This window comes from Phaeodactylibacter sp., assembly GCF_022763345.1.
In the GTDB taxonomy this organism is placed as follows: domain Bacteria; phylum Bacteroidota; class Bacteroidia; order Chitinophagales; family Saprospiraceae; genus Phaeodactylibacter.
In genome coordinates, this window is sequence record NZ_JALEGS010000035.1 from 12008 (window position 1) to 30728 (window position 18721).

The following is an 18721-nucleotide window of genomic DNA, read 5'->3' on the forward strand; positions in this document are numbered from 1 at the left end:
AAAAGAAAAAGAATACTCTAAAGCCCAAAAATACAGATTATAAATAACGGCCAGATAGATCGCAACAGATACATAAAATGGTAAGTCCCGTAATTGTAAAGTCATAGCATTATACTTTTTGCTCTTTGAGCTTTTGTGTCACATAGTAAAAGTTGCCATTAGATTTCTCTTCGACGTATCGGTAATGCTCCAAAGCTTGCTCTGTGTTCCCTAAGGCTTCTTCAGACATAGCCTGTATATAGATGTTCCTAGTAATTTTACTGGCACCTACATTACCTTGAAGTAGCCTTTGATGTTCTTTCCCGTATAAGAGTGTGCTCTCATAATCTTGACTGAGGAAATGTATCTCCACTAAAACCTCATAATACTCAGGCTCGGGTATTTCGCCCCTATCGAATGCTTCTTCTACCTTCTTTCTCATCTCCGAAAGGCTTACATCTCCAAAAGTTGCTTTCAAGCTGATTAAACCTTCTCTTTGAATTCTGTTGTTGGCATCGTCCAAATAAGCAGATTCATTGCTCCTTAATAGTCTATCGACTTTACCTGAGAAGAAAAGCATTACTGCCCCTAGGGTGACGGCAAACAGCGAATAGGAATAGGGTAGGATTTCTAAGCTTTCAACACCCAAAAACAAAAATCCAGGAAGTGAAAAAAGAACCCCATAGATGATTAGTCGTAGTTCGTCTCTAGGAGAAAGGTAAGTACTTCTAAAGCCGGTCATGGCAAAAGAGTAGCCTAACATTAAACTGACCCCTATAGAAACGTAAAGTAAGTTCTGTAAGAGTTCAGCGATCCTTTCAGAGCCAGTGGTGTCTTTTATTACAATTGCCAAGTAAAATAAGGCAAAAGCTAGAATAGGATAGAAGCTTTTCCGAATAATAGAGACAAGTATGAATACTGCTCCTATAGCTCCCCAAACAAAGTATTGATTATTCAAGTATGTTTCTATCATGATATTACTATTGAATCTTCATCAGAAAGCTTATTGACCGTGCTCTTATTCGTATTCTGGGCAGAATCAGAAATAAGCTTCAGCCTGTCTCTTTCTGCTTTGATGAACATCATATCATATTCCCCATCTGTCATATCTAGCACTTTCCCTCTCACCCTGAGCTTGATACCGAACTCCTCAAGATATAAGCATTGCGCACTGAATAGGATAAATAGGCTGGTCATAAGAAAGAAGCTTAGATAGTAAGAAACTACGATAGGTAATTTCATGTCGATCAGGTATGATACCAAGATAACGGCAAGTACGATCAACAATATCGTAAGACCTGTCCCAGCCGTCTTTCTCGGCTCTACTATCATTCTCACATATTGCTCTGTCAGGACTTTTCCACGCTTACTTACCTTCCCTATCAAATCTTTGAAGTATCTCGAATCTCCTCTATAGTAAGAATATCTAACAACGTCTTTTTCATCGGCTTCTTGAAATACTTTTTTAAAATGCTTAATGCCCATATTTGTCGTAAAGACTAAAAAGAGCATTACTGGGCTTAGTAACAAGCAAATCAGGTATAAACCAATGGTTCCTTCGGAAGTCATAATGCTCTCGCCTCGGGGCAAAATTAGAGCAACAATTTCCGCACCTATGAAAGTGCCTTGAATAGCGCCGAAGTATCCATAGAAAGCTAAGCAAATAATCAGTGCGAAAGGCGAGAACGCCCTTTCCCCTAAATTCTCCCGGTAATAAAGCCTGGCAGGTATAGCTCCAATACTTACTATAAAAGCATAGCTCTGAATAAATGTGTCGATAATGAGATTGCCGCTTCTGGAAAAAGTAGTCAGACCTCTCGCCGCTGAGACCCCATCCATTTTTGTTAAAGACCCTTGTATCATATTAATCCTGTTTAAACTTTGCTTTGCGATAATTCTTCCCGTCACTCCATTCCCTACCTGAAATTGTAATAACGCCTTCAACTATATTGTCGTTACTAGCCCCACCACTCATTAAGGTGGTAAACTCTCTTGGCTCTACTTGATAATGTAACTGTTGGTTAAGGCTTGCTGATTGGCTATCACCCACACTTACCCCCGTAATATTCATAAAGGACTTACCAATAGTTCTTGCTGCCCACTCATTAGTCACAGCATCATTATTGGCATGGTATATCTTGGTAGATAAGTTACCAAGCAAGCTATCAGCTTTAGGCCGCGGATTGGCTCCGCCTATCGAAACATAATAGTTTGATAAGTTCTGACTTAAGAATACCGTACAGGCTCTTGAGCTTCTTGCCGTCGTCTGAAAAATTTGGTCGTAATCAGACAAAAATAGCTGACTCTCATCCACCCAGAGAAATATAGGAAGAGGATATTCTTTTGTGTTCCTTCGCTCTGTAGCCTGCTGCCAAAGCAGCTTGAATATTCCTTGAGCATATACCCCTGCCGCTAGATATTCCTTAACCGGAAAATCCAAAATAATAATTTTACCGTCAAATGTTATTTCGGGATAGAGGTTGGTACTCTGGGCAAAATGTCGTCTCAAAATTCCGGAAGTAAACGGTTCCGCAAGGCCCAGAAATGACTCTACTATTGTCGGTCTGGTCTTCTCAGGAAGCGTTGCAAACTCCCTCAAGAAATAATCGCTGATCAGAGTGAATTCCTCTGCTGCCTCTTCGTTTTCTTCATCGAGATTATTTCCGGCCTGGATGATACAACCCATACAGTAATTGCTATCACCCCAGTTTGAAATCTCTTCCTCGCTCATTTCGGCAAGACCATCAACTTCGTGCTCAAGCGGTGCCGCAGATAATAGTCGTCTCATGTTACGAATACTTATCTCTTCTTCAGCTAAACCAAGTAGCTGGATCATTCGGTTAATACATCTCCTTAGAGCATTGTCCCAATAACGCTCACTCTCTCCTCCTCCGCCGCCGCCGCTGAACCGATTGCCCATTTTATAAATCTCCATAAAGAGATTGGTCAAGTTAAAAACTTCACCAGCCCCTTTTCCTGACCTGGTCATCTCATATTGTAGAGGGTTGAATTCATATTCACTGCCTTCACTAAAAATGATTAGGTCATTTTCCCTATTTGTCTGTCTGGCATATTCTTCCCAGTTCTTCCGCTCATCTGGTTTGGCACAAAGGACCAAGCCGCCAAACCCATTTCTCAAAAATGCTTTAGCGATTGATTTACCCGAACCGGAGGACTTACCTGAACCGATTCCACCAAATATTTGAGTCCCTTTGACAGCATCTCTAATGGTCCAAAAGTCTCTAGGGTTGTTGGAGAATTTGATCAGCCATTTATCTAAGTCATAAGATTCCATACTCGTAGTTTTTTTCAATATCAAAAGGGTTGTCTCCAAATCTACTAGATTATGTATTCGAGACAGCACTGTCTTTTTCTTTTCGTTTCAGTTTTCCCGGGTTTTCCAGAATCCCCCTATTGCATTGATTTTCAATCGCTGCTACCTTGCGAACAAGTCCTCTAGCTGTGCTAAGGGGAGACGCCTGTAACTAAAATTTTAACTAGTCAAAACGAGCTAAACCATGCTTAGAATTACCGTCAGTAAGTCTGCATCAGGTGCCACTAAGTACTTTAGTGAAGGTTTGACCAAATCAGATTATTACGCCGAGAAGGGCGAAATAATCGGTCAATGGCACGGTCGATTAGCTAAGCGAATCGGCCTGCATGGGGACGTAAAAAGAGATGACTTTGCGGCTATCGCAGAGAACCAAAACCCGGTCTCCGGCGAACAACTGACGGCACGTAATTCCAGCTCGCGACGGGTGGGTTATGATTTCACTTTTTCAGTACCCAAATCCGTCTCGATCGTCTACGCTCAAACCAAAGATAAAGACATTCTGCGTGCCTTCGATAAAGCCGTGAATACAACCATGCACGAGATTGAAAAAAGCGCGGCTACACGGGTAAGAGCACGCGGTAAGAATACAAACAGGAATACAGCAAATCTACTTTGGGGCACATTCACGCACAGCGACGCACGGCCCGTTGGCGGCATTCCTGATCCACATTTACATCAACATGTATTTGTATTTAATGCCACTTATGACGAAAAAGAAGGACGCATCAAAGCCGCTCAATTTGGTGACATCAAACGTAATGCGTCCTATTTTGAGACGGTATTCAACTCCCGATTAGCAGACAAACTACAAGCTGTCGGCTACCAAATTGAGCGCAACGAACGTGACTTTGAACTGGCCGGTTTTGGTCGTACTACGATTGATAAATTCTCCAACCGTACCCGCCAGATCAATGATAAAGCGGCCGAGTTAGGCTTGACCTACGAAGAGGACAAAGCTGAACTCGGAGCCAAAACCAGAGCCGGAAAACGCACCGGTTACAGCCGGGAGGAGCTGCGGCAACAGTGGGCTTCTCGCCTCACTACTGCCGAAATGGAGCTGGTACGCAACGCTAAAAGCGACACCTCTAATGGTGGTACTCCGTGGCCTGGAAGGGGTAATGCTATTGAAAAGAAAAAAGAAATAACGCCTGATGAAGCAGTTACCTATGCCCTCGATCATGCTCTGGAAAGAAAGTCTGTTGCCACCGATAAAGAGCTAATGACCTTAGCTCTGAAGCGAAGTATGGGGTCAGCTACACCAGAGGCTATTAGAGACGCTTTAGAAGGCCGTAAAGGCCTACTCAAAGGAAAGGACAGTAAAACGGAAGAAACCATCTATACGACCCGCGAGTCGGTCAAAGAAGAGCAAATACTGCGAGATAAAGCCCGTAATGGTCGCGGCACCTTAGAGCCGCTTAATTCTGAGTATCAGATCAAGAATGAGCAACTGACTGCTGAACAGTCCGGAGCGGTACAGCATGTGCTTAATTCCCGTGACTTCATCACCGTCGTTGCCGGTGGTGCAGGTACCGGAAAGACCTGGTCGATCAAAGAAGTCGCCGAAGGGGTACGCGAACAAGGCATTGCTTTTGGTGCCTTTGCCCCCTCCTCTGCTGCCTCCCGTGAAGTACAACGCGGCGATGGTTTTGAAAACGCCACCACCATCGCAGAACTGCTACAAAGTGAGAAGCTGCAAGCTGGTGTAAAGGACGGAGTTATTTGGATCGATGAAGCGGGCATGGTCGGTAATCAGACCATGAATCGGATCATCGAAGTGGCCGAAACACAGAATGCGCGTATTCTGTTGACCGGTGATACAAAACAGCACGGCTCCGTAGAAAGGGGTGATGCGCTGCGAATTATTGAACAGTTTGGGGGTATCAAGCCAGCTACTATTACAAAGATCCAACGCCAAAAGAATGAGATGTACCGAAGTGCCATAAAATCCATATCCGGCGGAAACCTGGAAAACGGTTTGCAAACGCTGGATGAGATGGGGGCTATTCGGGAAGCGGATAGCTTTGCTGAAGCCCGTGAGAACGTAGCAGAAGAGTACGCTGAGGCACTCAAAAAAAAGGAAAATGTACTGATCGTAGCTACTACCCACGCACAAGGAAAAGCGGTCACGGAAACCATCCGTGACAAGCTCAAAGAAGAAGGAATTATCTGTGGTAAGGAACAGGTTTTTAAAACCCAGCAAAATCTCTCATTTACCGATGCGGAAAAGCAAGACCCGACTCGCTACGAGGAAGGTATGGTCGTACAATTTCATCAAAATGTTAGCGGTGGTATAAAACGTGGCACTAAGTACCAGGTTTTGGGTAAAGACGAAAACGGTGCAATACGTGTCATTACTCCCGACAAAAAAGAGGAGAGAGCACTACCGCTAGAAGCTGCCAGCAAGTTTTCGGTGTATCGTTTATCGACAACTCCTCTTGCTGTTGGCGACCAAATCAGGATAACTCAGAATGGTTTTTCCAACGAGAAAAAACGTCTCAATAACGGGAACACCCTCACCGTAAAGGGTTTCGACAAGAAAGGAAATATCATTGCCTCCACTGGCAGGAATGATGTAACGCTTGACCGCCATTTTGGAAACCTGACTCATGGTTATTATACCACCTCCCCTGCCTCGCAGGGAAAATCCGTCAATCGTGTGATATTGATGCAATCCTCCATGACGGGTAGAGCTGCAAGCAAAGAGCAATTCTATGTTTCCGCCTCGCGGGGGAAGTTTGCCATCTCCATCCATACGGATGATAAGCAAGGCTTGATGCAATCCGTTCAACGTTCAGCTCAGCGAATGACGGCTTCTGAACTCGCAGCTCAGCAACAATCTCAGGAAACGGGCATGAAGAGCAAGCTCAAAGTGATCGGTTCCATTTACCGCACCGGAAAATCCAAGCTTGCAAACATGGGCGAAAAATGGCAAAGTCAAAAGGATAAGGTTATCAGCATGATTCCTAAACCACCACAACCAGTGAAGAATGCACCAGTCAGAACAAAGTAAGTCTATCCCTGAATTCCTCCGCTATAAGCAGGGTTCGTCTTCAGCCATAAAAGCACTGGGAAACAATCCGTTCTATGGTCTTGCCCATGAACGCGACGGCATGGCCGTGGCCCTGAAATTCATGACTGCGCTAGGAGAACAAAAGGCTATCCATTATCATGACCTTGTATCACCAATGGAATACAATGGCGACACAGAAATACAATTATGCACAACCCGAATACAGGTCATAATCGTAGGTAAAAATCTACAACAGCTATTTGATAATATCATTCAGCATCGGGTCATCTGGATCAAAGAACCTGACAGCTCCTTCACGGATGTAGAGGAAGGTGAGGTGGAGGTTACTTCTATTCGCTTTGAGGATTTTCAGTAGAAATAGCTATTCGAGGACTTCCTATTCCGAAGCCCTCGAAATCGGCGTTTAGGCGGATTCTTTTTTCACTAGGGGTGCTTGCTGTATCTTATGAGCAAGAACAGAAGCTTCACGCTTCGTCACTTCCTTTCCGTCTACGCTAACCAGAAACTCACGGTAAGAAAGACTACCGTCAATCTCCAGTCTGACTCCTTTCTTGTAGGCTTTCACCTCTTCAATTAGGGCAGGGGCGAACACGATGACATCATGCCAAACCGATGCCTTGTCTTTCCATTCCTCCGTTTCTTTATCCTTATAGGAATCGGTAGTTGCTAGACGAAGAGCTGCAAAGGTTTTATGTTCTCCTTCTATGACCTTAGCTTCTGCTCCCAGATTGCCGATTAGTTTTACTGTATTGTTATATGCCATGATTATTCTCCTTTTATTAGGATTGATAAAATACCTTGCCTTTGGCATCAAGCAAGGAAAACTTTCAAGTTTGCAAGGATTAGAATAGTGTCTCCTGCATACTTTCTTCTCGGTTGATAGGGATATCTTCCCATTTAATTTTATGCTCCTCTTTTTGACTACCTGCCATTACTGAAGCTCCTCATCCAGTAAATTGATAATCTCTTGGGGTAGATATTTCCTAGGGCAGTCGAAACCGATGGTAAAGCCTGCACCTTCATCAGGCATTAGCTCCAGCCCGTCTTTTTTGATTGAACTGATTACGATATTGTGAAGCCCCCATTGATCGGATTCTACTTCGTAACCTGCGCTTTGCAAAACTTCCTGCACTCGGTAAGTCTCAATTTGTCCGTCCCCATCTCCGAAACCGAACTTGTCAAATGCTTCTTCCCAATCCCATTGGTAATTATTTCCACAATTCAAACATTTAGTAATAGGCATTTAAAACCTCCATTAGTTGTTATTAAAGGGTTATAGCGATCTCGCTATACCCTTCTGCCTTCCGGCGAGGATGGGGTAGCAACTGCAAAGAAAAATCGGCGAGAGTGGTGCGGGCAGTGAGCCTTTGGCTCACAACACGGTCGCAGCCTATTTTTATTGCTAGGCGCGAGGGTGAAACCCTTAGCATAAAACCTTGATTTTTAAGGCAAATTCTTTGGCCGTTTATCACCAATTTATCCTAGCTTTGATTGCTGTTTACCAGTCAAACAACCCATGTCTACCTCTTCTTCTTCAACGAACTGGAGATCCCATTCCAAGGGCAAGCTCCATGTCGCTTTTCGGAAGCAAAGTGGCAACTCGCCCAAAGGCTTCAAATGGATCATTGTATTACTATTTGGCCTTACCCTAGTCTCCACTTATCATATTTACAATAGCGGTAAAAAGACTGCGCCGGGAATTATTGAAACACCTGAAGGGGATATTGCCTTATCTCCAGAAAGGCAGGCTAAGCTGGCAAAGGAACTCGAAGAGATTGATAATGCTACTCAATACGCGCTCGTTGCGACAATCGACGGCGAATATCCCTGCCTCTCTTGTCCGTTTGGGCTGAAGGTCATATATTTATACAAAGGCAACGTCTGGAAATACGGCGTAACCCGCAAAGGAGAAGCCGAGCGATACCCCGGAGGAAACTATGGAGCCCCCAATTTGTTATTTCTTCCGATGTTCTATGGTACTTACAGCGAATGCCTGAAAGAAGAAAAAAGGCTGATCTATAATTACCCCTTATTGCCCGAAGCTTCAGCACGCGACGTTATTTTGTCACGACCACCAGGAAACAAATATGACACTTAGTCAAGAACATATAACAGCGGAGATACAGGATAAGGCTGGTGAACAGCACATATTTATCTCTGGTCGGATTTGGCACGAGCTATATCCAAAGGCAGACCCAGGTCTCTTCTTAAAGGTGCTACGTCAAGAAATCGACCTTAGCAAGTACGGTGAAGGTATTACCGACTTCTACTTCACCTTTGTTATTTTAGAAAAACTTACTCCAAATTTCTCTAATTGGGTCGGCAGTGATTACTACCCCGAAAAAGCTAGTGTGGACATCGGCATACGCTTGCCGTATCAGGAAGTCCTTGCGGGCGATAAGAAAGCCGTCATTAAACTAATGGAGAAAGCACTGCTAGCAGGCATCAATACTATTGCTGAACACGAAGAAGAATTTATCGGCCCTTTCGACTATAAAGTTTTTAAAGCTGATGTCGAAACCATCTTTGAAAACCCCGACTGGTATGTTGAGGATTTAGCTAATGATCTAAATAATGGTGGAGAGGAATAATACCCGCCCTGTCCTGTTTGCCGTTCTACTATGATGATTTGCTATTGAAAAGAAAAAACTAAGAACTTTTCTGCTGTTCTTGCCAGTATTGATTGTAATCCTTGTACCCTCCATATAAGTGGTTTTGTGGTCGAACTTTGTCCCCGAGTTCTTCCACAAATAGTTGAGTTGTTTTCTCCCCTGCACTATCATTGTCGAAAAATGTATAGACGGAACGATAGTTTTGTGAACGGATAAAATCTATCGCCCGCCGTCTCATATTGACCATATTCAGCACCACTACATCAACTGGAAGGACAGGGACATTCTTGATGGTCAACACCGTTAGGAAATCCATGAAGCCCTCAAAAACGGCTACCCTTTTTTCTTCCGTTCCAGGAATAAAGCTAATGTCTTTTGCTGTATTTCTGTCAGGAGTATCCGGTGCTTTTAGTATCCCTTTGAAATACTTATCGCGGCACTCATAATCACCCGACTCATTAGCAAAACCAAGGGTTTGATAAGATTTCCCCGTCTGTGCATTCGTGTATTCTATGTACACCAAATACGGCAGGGCTAGTTTGTGATTGATACAACGCTCTCCTGCCAAATACCCAATCAGATTCTTGTCCCAAACCTTCTCGTTTACCGATTCAATTACAAGCGTTTCAGGCTTCTTGGATTGTGGTGATTTTTCGATGACCACGTCTTTGAAAAGAGGAAGCTTCCTGATCGTATCAAAGCTTACCGGAGTACCACGGTAGGGAAACAAGTTTTTGAGGATTTGCAACGCCTCACTGATTCCAACCATTTCGTGTAGTTGTAAAAAGCCCAGCACCGTTCCGTTACCTTTTACGTCGCCCCGACCAAAGTCATTCCATATCCATTTATCTCCGAGATAGGAAGTGTGGAAACTTGGTTCTTGCTCATAGCGAAACGGGGATATGTACCAATGCTCGTTACCGTTCTTTGACCTGCTCACAGGTTCATGCCCAAAGCAACTAAGTAACTCCGGTATGGATATATTCTCTTTCGCCCATTGGCTATTGTAGATGATTTTCGGTTGCATGGTATACACTCAAGTAACACCATCAACCTAACGAGTATTAGAGATGGAAGCAAGCTTAAATAGCTCTTGCGCTATGGAAAACCCAGGAATACAATAGCTGTATTCGACACAGTTTAATTGCATAGGAGAATACAGATGGAAGTAAAGGAAAAATATACGGTTTCAGAGGCTACGGAGTTACTCGGATTCAAATCACGGAGTACCATAAACAGGCGGACAAAAACCACGGGAAAGGACAGTATCTCTTTTGAGAAAGATGAGGTCGGGAATAAGATCATTCGTTTTGTAGAACTACAACGTGCATTCCCAGATCGAGTAAAAAATGTCTTAGCCAGCAAAGGGAATACCCCAAATACAATCACCGCACACAGTGCAAAAGCACAATCGAATACAGGCAGAAATACGCCAAATGCCTTGCTTTTACAGCAGAAAGTCGAGACGTTGGAAGCCCAGTTAGAAAAGGAGAAAGAGGAACGTTTACGAGAACGCCGCGAAGCCAATGAACGAGATGGTAAGTCGGAAAATAGAGAGCATATGCTCCAACAACAGGTGTCTGAGCTAACAAAAACGCTTTCTCAACAAACTAGACTGCTGGAAGATCATCGTAAGCCATCCGAAAAAGCTAAACCTGAAAAGCCATCATTGGCCACCGAGATCAAAGACGTACTGAAGTTCTTCACCCTGGCAGTTCTAATGGTATCAGCATTGATTGCTATTGCTTATGTCTTTGTCTAGCTCTGCTAGTTCTTTTTTTGCTTTCAATAGCAATCTTCAAACTGATTCGCATCAGCGAATTCCTTTTCACTTCATTCGTGCGAAGCACTCGCTGCTATCGCTAGTGTTATAACTACGTTATATAGTGAGTTAGAGTAGTGTTACGGTCGGAAAAACCTTTCTGAAAAGCCCATCAATCCTACATCTCATCAAAAGAAGGGTTCCTAAAATGACGTATGGAGGTTCCTAAAGTGACGAACGGTGGTTCCTGAAATGACGAGTGGAAGTTCTTAAAATGACGAACGGTTTTCATTCTCTTCGGTTCCTGAAATGACGAAAAGGCTTGCATTGGATTTTACTCAGGATATGCTGGTTCCTGAAATGACGAAGAGCGTATTGTGACTAACCATTCCCAAAGCAACTTGCCACTCATACCGGAGCGACACCCCAACAAAGACTTCTTCATTGCCGACATCTTTGACAGCCTTCCATTCAAGGACGATATGGCTTCGATGGAGCATCCATTATTTAGCCTGTCTAAGAAGCGAGACTTCAGAAATCTATACTACCAGCATGGTAATATCTCAATCACTATAAAACCGACTACCGACGGCCTGCCTACGATCTTTGATAAAGATGTGTTGTTATACTGCGGATCACTTTTGATGGAGCAAATTAACAATAATGATTTGCCTCCACGTACACTTCGTATTTCATCTCATGACTTATTGGTAGCTACTAATCGCAAAACTAGTGGGGAAGGGTATGCGCTGCTGAAAAAAGCTTTGGATCGGCTGAAGGGCGTCAGTATTAAAACCAACATCAAGACCAACCGCGCTGAAGTAACCAGTGCTTTCGGCCTAATTGAGAGCTACCGCATCATCGAAAGCAGTAGGGTCAAAGACAGAATGGTAAGATTGGAAGTCACGCTTTCTGAATGGTTCTATAACTCTATTCTTGGTAAGGAAGTCCTCACTATCAACCGCGACTATTTTCGCTTAGGCAAGGCACTGGAAAGAAGATTATATGAAATAGCTCGTAAGCATTGTGGTCGTAAAGAGCAATGGGAAATTTCACTAGGAAGATTAAAGGAGAAAACCGGCTCTACCTCCACGCTCAAGAAATTTCGCTTTTTCATCCGTCAAATTGAAAAGGACGACCATTTACCGGATTACTGGCTTCACCTCACCAAAGAGGATATTGTCCGATTCGGCAAAAGACAACAGTCAAAGTTGGGACTGGATGATATACCAAGTATCAAGCGAGACACTTTGCAAAAGGCAAGAGAGATGGTAGAAAATGCCTCTACCGGCTGGTCATTTGATGAGCTGCATAGGCAATTCTCACACCAGCTCATGAAAGACTTTCGCCCTAAAAATGTGGATGGAGCGTTTATCAACTTTGTGAAGAAGAAGTTGCGGGAAAGGCCATAGGCTAACGATCTAGTTCAAAGCCCTTATTGGGGCTATCCTTACCTTTCTGAGTAGGCCGGGGAATTTGTCTGCTAGTATCTCGGAGTTTACTAATGGTTTTAGACTGGGTGCGCTCTTTAGCGTACTGCTCACTCCCAGCTACCAAGCCTTGAAAGAACTCATCCTGGTTACCCCTAACGGCGTCCGTTAGGCTATCTGCTAAATCGGGACGGTGCTTCTGTATAATATACCCGGCGTTAAACCCTTCTAACAAAGATTCATCCATTGAAGCCATAATCTTAACGGTTAGATTTTCTTTCTAAAAATTCAAGGATGGAAGTTTTGCTATAGAAGATATGCTTCATTCCAGGCGGTGCACTATACTTGATCTCATTCTGGTCTCTATATTTCTTCAATGTCGTGGCCGATGTTATCTGTAATATAGCCATAGCCTCTTTAGCTGTGATCCAATCACCTTCTTCATCGCTACCCGTTCTTAGCTCAGCCGCCAGTGCCTTCACCAAATTTTTTAGCAAAGGATTTTCTAAACAGATTTCCAGAAGTTTTGCCGATTGTTCTGCCATTTATTTAGGTATATAAGCTCACGAATAAAGATAGTAAAAAGCCCCATGTGAGTAAAATTCCCGAGCTATTCAGGCAGGTAGGGCAAAGTGTGTTACTAACATAAGAGACGTAAAATCCGTACCTTGCAAGTAATACAAACAAAAAAGGCTAGGCACAAGGCCTAGCCAATTTTTCGATAAATTCTCATCAAAACGTCAACTCATTTGTCAACGCTGCTGAATCTAAATTCGTAAAGCGTTGATATTCAAGACGAGCATTCGCTTTTTTGTAGACCCACTAGGTCCACATATCAATGCAATTATACGAGGTTTTCCGGTTATTTGCTGATAAAATGGCAGATTTAAGCCGTTTTTAAGCAAAAACGTCCAGCATGGCGGAAAAGACTGGAACACTGACGACTGCTAAAACGACTGCTAGGAATTAAGGCTTTGGTTAGAATATTTTGGTGGTAAACCCAAAAAAATATGGGCAAATTACCAAAACCAAGATTCAACCTCAAAGCTCCGAACGCCGATTCGGAAACGCTAATCTTCCTTGTTTTCCGGTACAAGGGTAAACGGCTCCAATACTCCACTGGTCTCAATATTAATCCTCAAGATTGGGATAGTAGGGCGCAACGTCCTTTCGCCAGAGAGCGAAGGAACGACCTGTTCGTCATCAAACGCAAGTTGGATGATCTGGCGACCTATTGCATAGATATTTTTATCGCTACGGAATATGGCCAAATTTCGACAGAAGCTTTTAAAACGGAGTTGGACATCAAAACAGGCAAAATGGAAACTCCTGAGCCTTTAAAATCCGATCCTGACACTAGACCAACATTCCTAGAGTTCCTCGACCTCGAAGTAGCCGAAATGAAAGCTGCAAAGATGAAGCGTGGTAGCTGGAAGGTCTTCGAGCTACATGCCGGTCGGCTGAAGAAGTTTGCCGCCGATGTATATGGTACTCGCGGCTTTACTTACGAGGATGTAGACTGGAATTTCCGCTTAGAGCTGATCGACTGGTTAGCGAAGCAGGATGCTCAATTAGAATACGGCAATAAGACGCTGAAAGTCCTGCGGCAATTTTTGGAGCGGGCGCGACGAAAGAAACTCCATTCCCATACTGATTATCTCGGGGAAGGGTGGGTTGTCTCGAAGAAGAAAGCAGAAGGACAACTGGTAACGCTTTCCCATGATGAACTCGGCATTCTCGCCGAAATGAAACTGGCAGGCTTTCTTGCTAAGGTCAGAGATATATGTCTGATCGGGGCAGGGACGGGACAACGATGGAGCGACTTTTCGCGCTACAGTCAGGATCACTTCTACCGCACCTTAAAAGGTGTGACCATTCTTTCGGTCATCTCGACTAAGACCGATACACCGGTCAAAGTACCCGTCAATCTCTTTCCCTGGCTACTTCCTGTTTTGGAGCGTAACGATTACGCTACTCCCAAAATGTCGATGCAGAAGTTCAATGACGGACTAAAGCAGCTTTGCGAGCTGGCGGGCTTCGATGAACGCCTGCTCGTAGTAGAGCAGTATATCGGGCGTAAGGCTACAGTTAAGAAGTCCTTCGCGCCCAAATACGAGCTGGTCTCTTCTCACATCTGCCGCAGAAGTTTTGCTACCAACCTATACCGCATGGGCTACAGTCTTGCCCAGATCATGCCGATGACCGGTCATGCTACCGAGTCACAGCTAAGGAAATATATCGGCATAGACGGCGAGATGAATGCCGAAGAAATAGCTCTTCAGATAATGCAACAAAAACAGGCCGGTACTTATCGGCACGGCTCCGACCTACGGATCGTGAACGGCTAATTATTTCAGTGCTCTTGAAAAGAAAAAAGAAATGAAAGATTCAAATAACACTCTCATCAATGATGATTTCAGCAGGTCGATAAAGCGGCTGCGCTCCATATTGCCCAGACTCAGTTTCGGGCTGCTCATTGCTACTTATCTTATTTCAGCTATTATCATGGGCATCTTTCATACTCAGAATGCTCCCAATATCGGCTTCACCATAGCTGCCTTCCTGGTGCCGCTGGCCATACAAGCGGGAAGGGGAACGCTGGTCTTCTTCTTCCAGCTAAACCCTGCTCATATTCAGGGAAGGTTCTCATTCGGTATCATTGCCGCAACTGTATTGCTATTGCTCTCCATAGCGGAAGCTTGCCTTGTACTTTATCCCTTTGGTGTTTCTTGGATAGTATCCGTCTGTACGCTCATGCTTATTGGCTGGGTGATCGAGATAATGATACTTAGGGAGACCATCTTTTCTACTCAGATGGAGCTATTCCAAGATCAGGAAAGATGGCAACAGGTGAGACAATTTTATACCGCCAAAAACGACCTGAATAATTTCATCAAAGGAATAGGGACAGAGCAGGACGAAGAAATAAAATCCCTTCCTGAACCGAAAGAGGAACAGCCTCAACCTTCCAAAGAGGAAAAAGAGCTGGCAAAGCATCTATCAGAACTAAAAGGGCTTTTGGAGGGAAACGCATAAAGCCCTCCGTCGATCCTTCGGACGGGGGGCTGAACAAGCCCTTGATTTTCTACGGTGTAGAACTGGATAAAGATGACTCCTATCTACAGCATAATCTTTCTAGGCTCGAAAAACGCTTTAAGGAGCGATACCTGAATTCTCTAGAGAAGAATAGGAAACGGGAAGAACAGGGAAAAGCACCTCACCAAACTACGCTTAAATCGGCTACTGACAATAAAAGAAGGTTTCAGATGGTGCGCCTACTGCGGCACCTTTTATTAGCCGAACCGCTCGATCTTTCTCTATAAATCTGGGGCTAAAATGTTAAAAACTGTTAAAGTTTGGCGTTTTAGCCCCTTTTCGGAATTTCCCAGATTATCCCACTTGGTGACAGATGGTTTCAGAACCAAAATTTAACGATGTCATATGGTATCATTTGATGTCAAATTGAACCACTATTTACTGATTTTCAGTTACTTGCGTCTAATATTGGTTTTCCATAGATTGCGATAAATTCATCAAAAACAATCAGAATATTATGGAAAACAACGTCATGTTACACTCTATTACCCCGCACCAGTTAAAGGAGATTTTGCGGGAAATGATCCGCGAAGAATTTGAAGCGGTCAATGAAGAAGTACAGCGGGTTATCGGGGAAGATGACCTGGTTAGTACCGGCACCGCCTGCCGACTACTCGGTATGTGCTCGAAGCAACTCCGCTATTTAGTCAATGAAGGGCATTTTACCGTTTACCACCACATGAAAGAGAAGCGATATGCAAGGGCTGAGTTATTGGATTTCCGCAATAAGCATAAGATCAACAGGCTCAAGCGAGCTATGTCTGACCGGAAAAGCACAAGCCGAAGTTAGAACGGAGGATTTGCTTTTCTCACAAAAGAGACCTGCGTCAGATAGAATTCCGTAGTATGCGACGAGCTGCTACGGAATTTTATTTAGAGCAAGCCTATACCGCCGCCGCTAGGCGGCCGCGCCACTTCACAAAAAAGTGATACGCGACCGAAACAGGGAAGGCGGGGCGGATGGTCTGCCGCCCCTGGATGCCTTACTTTCCTAGAATGTGGTCAACTGCTTTCTGAGCATCTGCGGCGGCTTTAAAGATGAGTTTATTATCCTCCTTCAGTACCTTTAGCCATCCTTCCAGATAGGCGGCACTATTGTCTATTTCGTCGTCTCCATCAATACCCGTATGACCTGCTAAAAAGGCGGCTCCCATTTCCGCTATCAGTTCCTCGCGGCTGTATCGCTCGCTCTTAAACTTGGCGGGTTTGGTGATGCCCTCACGGTTCAACCTGCTTTCGTGGCCGGTGCTGTGGGTCATCTCGTGGAAGAGGGTCAGATAGTACGCTTCGGGGGTCTTGAATTGCTCAAGCTGCGGCATATTGAGTTTGTCCGAGCTGGGAGCATAATAAGCTTGGTCGGCGTTCTCGTGTACTAGCACGGGGGCGTTCTGATAACCATCTACAACTGCCTCACAAGCTGCTATTCTCTCGTGCGGGGTGAGGGTGATTTCCGGCGTTTCTACTTCTACGCCTTCCACATCTGCGATATTAAAAACGTGGTAGAATTTCAAAAAGGCGATGCGCTGCGTTTCTCCGCCCATTTCGTTAATGGCCTGCGCTTGCTCCGCGTTGATGTTCTTCCCGCTCTCATCCTTGTAATAGGATTTATAAAAATAGACCCGTTCGGCTTTGGCTCCCTTCTTGATGTTGCCGCCCATCGCTTTGGCTTGCTTAAAGCTCATATAGTAGGGAATCGGATGCTCACAGAATAGATTGAGGATAAAGGCATTTACTCCGCTGTAAATATGCCCTGTGGCGGCATTACGTGCAAGACCGTAGCGGCTCCAAGTTGGCTGCCAAGGCTTAACACCTGCTTCGATTTTGCGAATAATACGGTCGGTCAGTTCTTGATAAATGTCGACCTTTTGAGTTCTTTGTGTGCGCTTAGTCATGTTCTAATTCCTTTTAGATTGAGTAATAAGGGTTTACCCCTTCTGCCTTTCCGGCGAGGATTCACAGGGGTGAGAATGGTCTAGGGGAGGGGAATCACCCGTTTTGCAGGCACTGCCGAAAAGCGGGGATACCCCTAGTGATTCGAGGGGAGTTAGTCCCCTTGTGTTAGTCTGTTCGGTATGTTTCTATTTGCTGCCATGTGATTTGAATTGTTTAAGTGCCTTACGGCCTTCGGTAAAAAGGAAACTCCCGATCCGGGAGCGGAGGAAATCGGCTTGATTTGAGCGTTCTGCCCGAGATCAAGCCTTGTAAATGAGGTATCCTCCCGTTACGCAGTCATGGCAGCGGAGAACAAAATATCGACAAGGGTGAGGGGCTATTATTTGAGAGGTACGAACAAAAAATCGTCCTGAAAGCAAAGCGACCCTTTTCTATATTGCAGGGCGTAGCTTCCTTAGACGAAGGAATGGGAGGAGACCGGAAACAAGGCGGTGGCAGGACGCGACACAAGCAGATTTACGAAGTCGACCATCACGCTGACGACGCTCCCTTGGTTCCTGAACTGGCAGCGGTTTTTAAGCTAAAACCGTGACAGTTTAGGGGGAGCTTGAGGAGGGGTGAAAATTGTCTAGTAGGCGGCTCAGGGGTGGTAACGGCTTGCCACATGGCATAAACCGCAGGTTCGGAGCGAACGCGGAGTAGTGGACGCCTCCACTCAAGCTAGGCTGAAATAGAGACCATGAGAGAGACCATCTTTAAACTTAGCTTGTCTTTAGTAATGCTTCTCCCTATTTTCTACAAAAAATTATTTTGTGAATGAAGATAATTTCTTGGAATTGCCAAATGGCATTTAGAAAAAAGTTCGAGCCAATTCTTGCCTCTGACCCAGATATTGTAGTCATCCAGGAATGTGAACATCCAGATAAACTTAAGTTTGGAAAATTGATGCCATCCCCTAATAATTACATATGGTATGGGGACAACTTAAATAAGGGGATAGGAGTATTTTCTTTTAATCAGGATATAAAGCTAGAAAAACTTACTAGACATGATCCATCATACAAATATGTCATTCCTGTGAAGGTAACGGGCTGTTTCAATTTCAATTTATTTGCAATTTGGGCAATGGGAAACAAATCAAATTGGTCTCAAAGATATATTGGCCAAGTTTGGAGTAGTCTGAATTACTATCATGAAGAATTGAAAGAAAAATCGATTATAATTGGTGATTTCAACTGGAATAAGATTTGGGATAATGCAACGAATCTATCTGGAAACCTTACTCAGACATACAACTATTTGAAAAAGAAAGGCTATATAAGCATCTATCATCATCAGAATGATGAACCCTTAGGGAAAGAATCAACGCCTACATTTTATCTTCAAAGAAACAAAGCAAAGCCATATCATATTGACTACAGCTTTTATAAAACAGGCCTATTCACCCGGGTAAAAAAATTCAGAATTGGAGACTATCCTAAATGGATTAAATTGAGTGACCATATGCCAATTGAGATAATTTTCGAATAGTCTTTATCAGATGGAGAATCATAGCAGCTAAAAAAATAAAGTAGAGTTCTGCCA

18 protein-coding genes are annotated in these 18721 nt (G+C 44.1%); 10 read left to right on the forward strand and 8 right to left on the reverse strand.

Features of this window, described 5'->3' with window-relative positions; translation table 11 throughout:
- Positions 1-109: 109 nt before the first annotated feature.
- Genes MRY86_RS09375 through MRY86_RS09385 form a run of 3 tightly spaced genes read right to left on the reverse strand, consistent with a single transcriptional unit; the run spans position 110 to position 3274 of the window.
- Positions 110-952, reverse strand: a complete 843-nt coding sequence (locus MRY86_RS09375) for a hypothetical protein (protein ID WP_293571317.1) — start codon at positions 950-952, stop codon at positions 110-112.
- Entirely contained in the window at positions 949-1842 is an 894-nt protein-coding gene (locus MRY86_RS09380) for a hypothetical protein (protein WP_293571319.1), read from the reverse strand. Before MRY86_RS09380 ends, MRY86_RS09375 begins: the two co-directional genes overlap by 4 nt.
- A gap of 1 nt (position 1843) precedes the next feature.
- A complete protein-coding gene (locus MRY86_RS09385; RefSeq protein ID WP_293571321.1) occupies positions 1844-3274 on the reverse strand; it encodes a hypothetical protein in 1431 nt (476 codons plus the stop codon).
- 223 nt (positions 3275-3497) lie between these two features.
- Between MRY86_RS09385 and mobF the strand changes: the two genes are divergently transcribed.
- Together mobF and MRY86_RS09395 are read left to right on the forward strand one after the other, a co-directional pair.
- Positions 3498-6323 carry a MobF family relaxase gene (gene mobF / locus MRY86_RS09390; protein WP_293571323.1) on the forward strand — a complete coding sequence of 942 codons (2826 nt, stop codon included), beginning with the start codon at positions 3498-3500 and terminating at the stop codon, positions 6321-6323.
- Positions 6301-6699, forward strand: a complete 399-nt coding sequence (locus MRY86_RS09395) for a hypothetical protein (RefSeq protein ID WP_293571325.1) — start codon at positions 6301-6303, stop codon at positions 6697-6699. Before mobF ends, MRY86_RS09395 begins: the two co-directional genes overlap by 23 nt.
- A gap of 48 nt (positions 6700-6747) precedes the next feature.
- Here MRY86_RS09395 and MRY86_RS09400 read toward each other — a convergent pair whose 3' ends face one another.
- Positions 6748-7107 (reverse strand): single-stranded DNA-binding protein, encoded by a 360-nt coding sequence (locus MRY86_RS09400; RefSeq protein ID WP_293571327.1) that lies wholly within the window; start codon positions 7105-7107, stop codon positions 6748-6750.
- Positions 7108-7275: 168 nt separating this feature from the next.
- Complete coding sequence (locus MRY86_RS09405; RefSeq protein ID WP_293571329.1) at positions 7276-7587, reverse strand: hypothetical protein; 312 nt, start codon at positions 7585-7587, stop codon at positions 7276-7278.
- 273 nt (positions 7588-7860) lie between these two features.
- On the opposite strand from MRY86_RS09405, the gene MRY86_RS09410 reads away from it, so the two are divergent.
- Both MRY86_RS09410 and MRY86_RS09415 read left to right on the forward strand, forming a co-directional pair.
- Positions 7861-8442: a hypothetical protein gene (locus MRY86_RS09410; RefSeq protein WP_293571331.1), complete on the forward strand. Its 582-nt coding sequence runs from the start codon at positions 7861-7863 to the stop codon at positions 8440-8442.
- On the forward strand, positions 8432-8935 hold the full coding sequence (locus MRY86_RS09415) for a hypothetical protein (protein ID WP_293571333.1): 504 nt from the start codon (positions 8432-8434) through the stop codon (positions 8933-8935). The genes MRY86_RS09410 and MRY86_RS09415 overlap by 11 nt, the downstream gene beginning before the upstream one ends.
- A gap of 58 nt (positions 8936-8993) precedes the next feature.
- Here MRY86_RS09415 and MRY86_RS09420 read toward each other — a convergent pair whose 3' ends face one another.
- The gene (locus MRY86_RS09420) at positions 8994-9983 is read right to left on the reverse strand and encodes a toprim domain-containing protein (protein WP_293571334.1); all 990 of its coding nucleotides are present in this window, start codon (positions 9981-9983) and stop codon (positions 8994-8996) included.
- A gap of 135 nt (positions 9984-10118) precedes the next feature.
- Here MRY86_RS09420 and MRY86_RS09425 point away from each other — a divergent pair, with 135 nt between their 5' ends.
- Positions 10119-10718: a hypothetical protein gene (locus tag MRY86_RS09425; RefSeq protein WP_293571335.1), complete on the forward strand. Its 600-nt coding sequence runs from the start codon at positions 10119-10121 to the stop codon at positions 10716-10718.
- 401 nt (positions 10719-11119) lie between these two features.
- Positions 11120-12130 (forward strand): replication initiator protein A, encoded by a 1011-nt coding sequence (locus MRY86_RS09430; RefSeq protein WP_293571337.1) that lies wholly within the window; start codon positions 11120-11122, stop codon positions 12128-12130.
- A 278-nt stretch (positions 12131-12408) separates the two neighbouring features.
- Here MRY86_RS09430 and MRY86_RS09435 read toward each other — a convergent pair whose 3' ends face one another.
- Positions 12409-12693 (reverse strand): helix-turn-helix domain-containing protein, encoded by a 285-nt coding sequence (locus tag MRY86_RS09435; protein WP_293571338.1) that lies wholly within the window; start codon positions 12691-12693, stop codon positions 12409-12411.
- Between the two features lie 465 nt (positions 12694-13158).
- Between MRY86_RS09435 and MRY86_RS09440 the strand changes: the two genes are divergently transcribed.
- From MRY86_RS09440 to MRY86_RS09450, 3 genes are all read left to right on the forward strand, one after another.
- Positions 13159-14496: a phage integrase SAM-like domain-containing protein gene (locus MRY86_RS09440; protein WP_293571339.1), complete on the forward strand. Its 1338-nt coding sequence runs from the start codon at positions 13159-13161 to the stop codon at positions 14494-14496.
- Between the two features lie 31 nt (positions 14497-14527).
- The gene (locus MRY86_RS09445; protein WP_293571341.1) at positions 14528-15184 is read left to right on the forward strand and encodes a hypothetical protein; all 657 of its coding nucleotides are present in this window, start codon (positions 14528-14530) and stop codon (positions 15182-15184) included.
- A gap of 532 nt (positions 15185-15716) precedes the next feature.
- Complete coding sequence (locus tag MRY86_RS09450) at positions 15717-16034, forward strand: hypothetical protein (protein ID WP_293571342.1); 318 nt, start codon at positions 15717-15719, stop codon at positions 16032-16034.
- A gap of 193 nt (positions 16035-16227) precedes the next feature.
- On the opposite strand, the gene MRY86_RS09455 is transcribed toward MRY86_RS09450, so the two are convergent.
- Positions 16228-17136: a zincin-like metallopeptidase domain-containing protein gene (locus tag MRY86_RS09455; protein ID WP_293571344.1), complete on the reverse strand. Its 909-nt coding sequence runs from the start codon at positions 17134-17136 to the stop codon at positions 16228-16230.
- 817 nt (positions 17137-17953) lie between these two features.
- Between MRY86_RS09455 and MRY86_RS09460 the strand changes: the two genes are divergently transcribed.
- Positions 17954-18667, forward strand: coding sequence for an endonuclease/exonuclease/phosphatase family protein (locus tag MRY86_RS09460; protein WP_293571346.1), 714 nt, complete (start codon positions 17954-17956; stop codon positions 18665-18667).
- Positions 18668-18721 lie beyond the last annotated feature (54 nt).

What these genes read in the sequence shown, in the direction of transcription:
- MRY86_RS09405 (WP_293571329.1), bottom strand. Translation starts at nt 7,587, where the DNA reads ATGCCTATTACTAAATGTTTGAATTGTGGAAATAATTACCAATGGGAT.
- MRY86_RS09400 (WP_293571327.1), bottom strand. Translation starts at nt 7,107, where the DNA reads ATGGCATATAACAATACAGTAAAACTAATCGGCAATCTGGGAGCAGAA.
- mobF (WP_293571323.1), top strand. Translation starts at nt 3,498, where the DNA reads ATGCTTAGAATTACCGTCAGTAAGTCTGCATCAGGTGCCACTAAGTAC.
- MRY86_RS09460 (WP_293571346.1), top strand. Translation starts at nt 17,954, where the DNA reads ATGAAGATAATTTCTTGGAATTGCCAAATGGCATTTAGAAAAAAGTTC.
- MRY86_RS09455 (WP_293571344.1), bottom strand. Translation starts at nt 17,136, where the DNA reads ATGACTAAGCGCACACAAAGAACTCAAAAGGTCGACATTTATCAAGAA.
- MRY86_RS09410 (WP_293571331.1), top strand. Translation starts at nt 7,861, where the DNA reads ATGTCTACCTCTTCTTCTTCAACGAACTGGAGATCCCATTCCAAGGGC.
- MRY86_RS09425 (WP_293571335.1), top strand. Translation starts at nt 10,119, where the DNA reads ATGGAAGTAAAGGAAAAATATACGGTTTCAGAGGCTACGGAGTTACTC.
- MRY86_RS09440 (WP_293571339.1), top strand. Translation starts at nt 13,159, where the DNA reads ATGGGCAAATTACCAAAACCAAGATTCAACCTCAAAGCTCCGAACGCC.
- MRY86_RS09435 (WP_293571338.1), bottom strand. Translation starts at nt 12,693, where the DNA reads ATGGCAGAACAATCGGCAAAACTTCTGGAAATCTGTTTAGAAAATCCT.
- MRY86_RS09385 (WP_293571321.1), bottom strand. Translation starts at nt 3,274, where the DNA reads ATGGAATCTTATGACTTAGATAAATGGCTGATCAAATTCTCCAACAAC.
- MRY86_RS09395 (WP_293571325.1), top strand. Translation starts at nt 6,301, where the DNA reads ATGCACCAGTCAGAACAAAGTAAGTCTATCCCTGAATTCCTCCGCTAT.
- MRY86_RS09375 (WP_293571317.1), bottom strand. Translation starts at nt 952, where the DNA reads ATGATAGAAACATACTTGAATAATCAATACTTTGTTTGGGGAGCTATA.
- MRY86_RS09415 (WP_293571333.1), top strand. Translation starts at nt 8,432, where the DNA reads ATGACACTTAGTCAAGAACATATAACAGCGGAGATACAGGATAAGGCT.
- MRY86_RS09450 (WP_293571342.1), top strand. Translation starts at nt 15,717, where the DNA reads ATGTTACACTCTATTACCCCGCACCAGTTAAAGGAGATTTTGCGGGAA.
- MRY86_RS09380 (WP_293571319.1), bottom strand. Translation starts at nt 1,842, where the DNA reads ATGATACAAGGGTCTTTAACAAAAATGGATGGGGTCTCAGCGGCGAGA.
- MRY86_RS09445 (WP_293571341.1), top strand. Translation starts at nt 14,528, where the DNA reads ATGAAAGATTCAAATAACACTCTCATCAATGATGATTTCAGCAGGTCG.
- MRY86_RS09420 (WP_293571334.1), bottom strand. Translation starts at nt 9,983, where the DNA reads ATGCAACCGAAAATCATCTACAATAGCCAATGGGCGAAAGAGAATATA.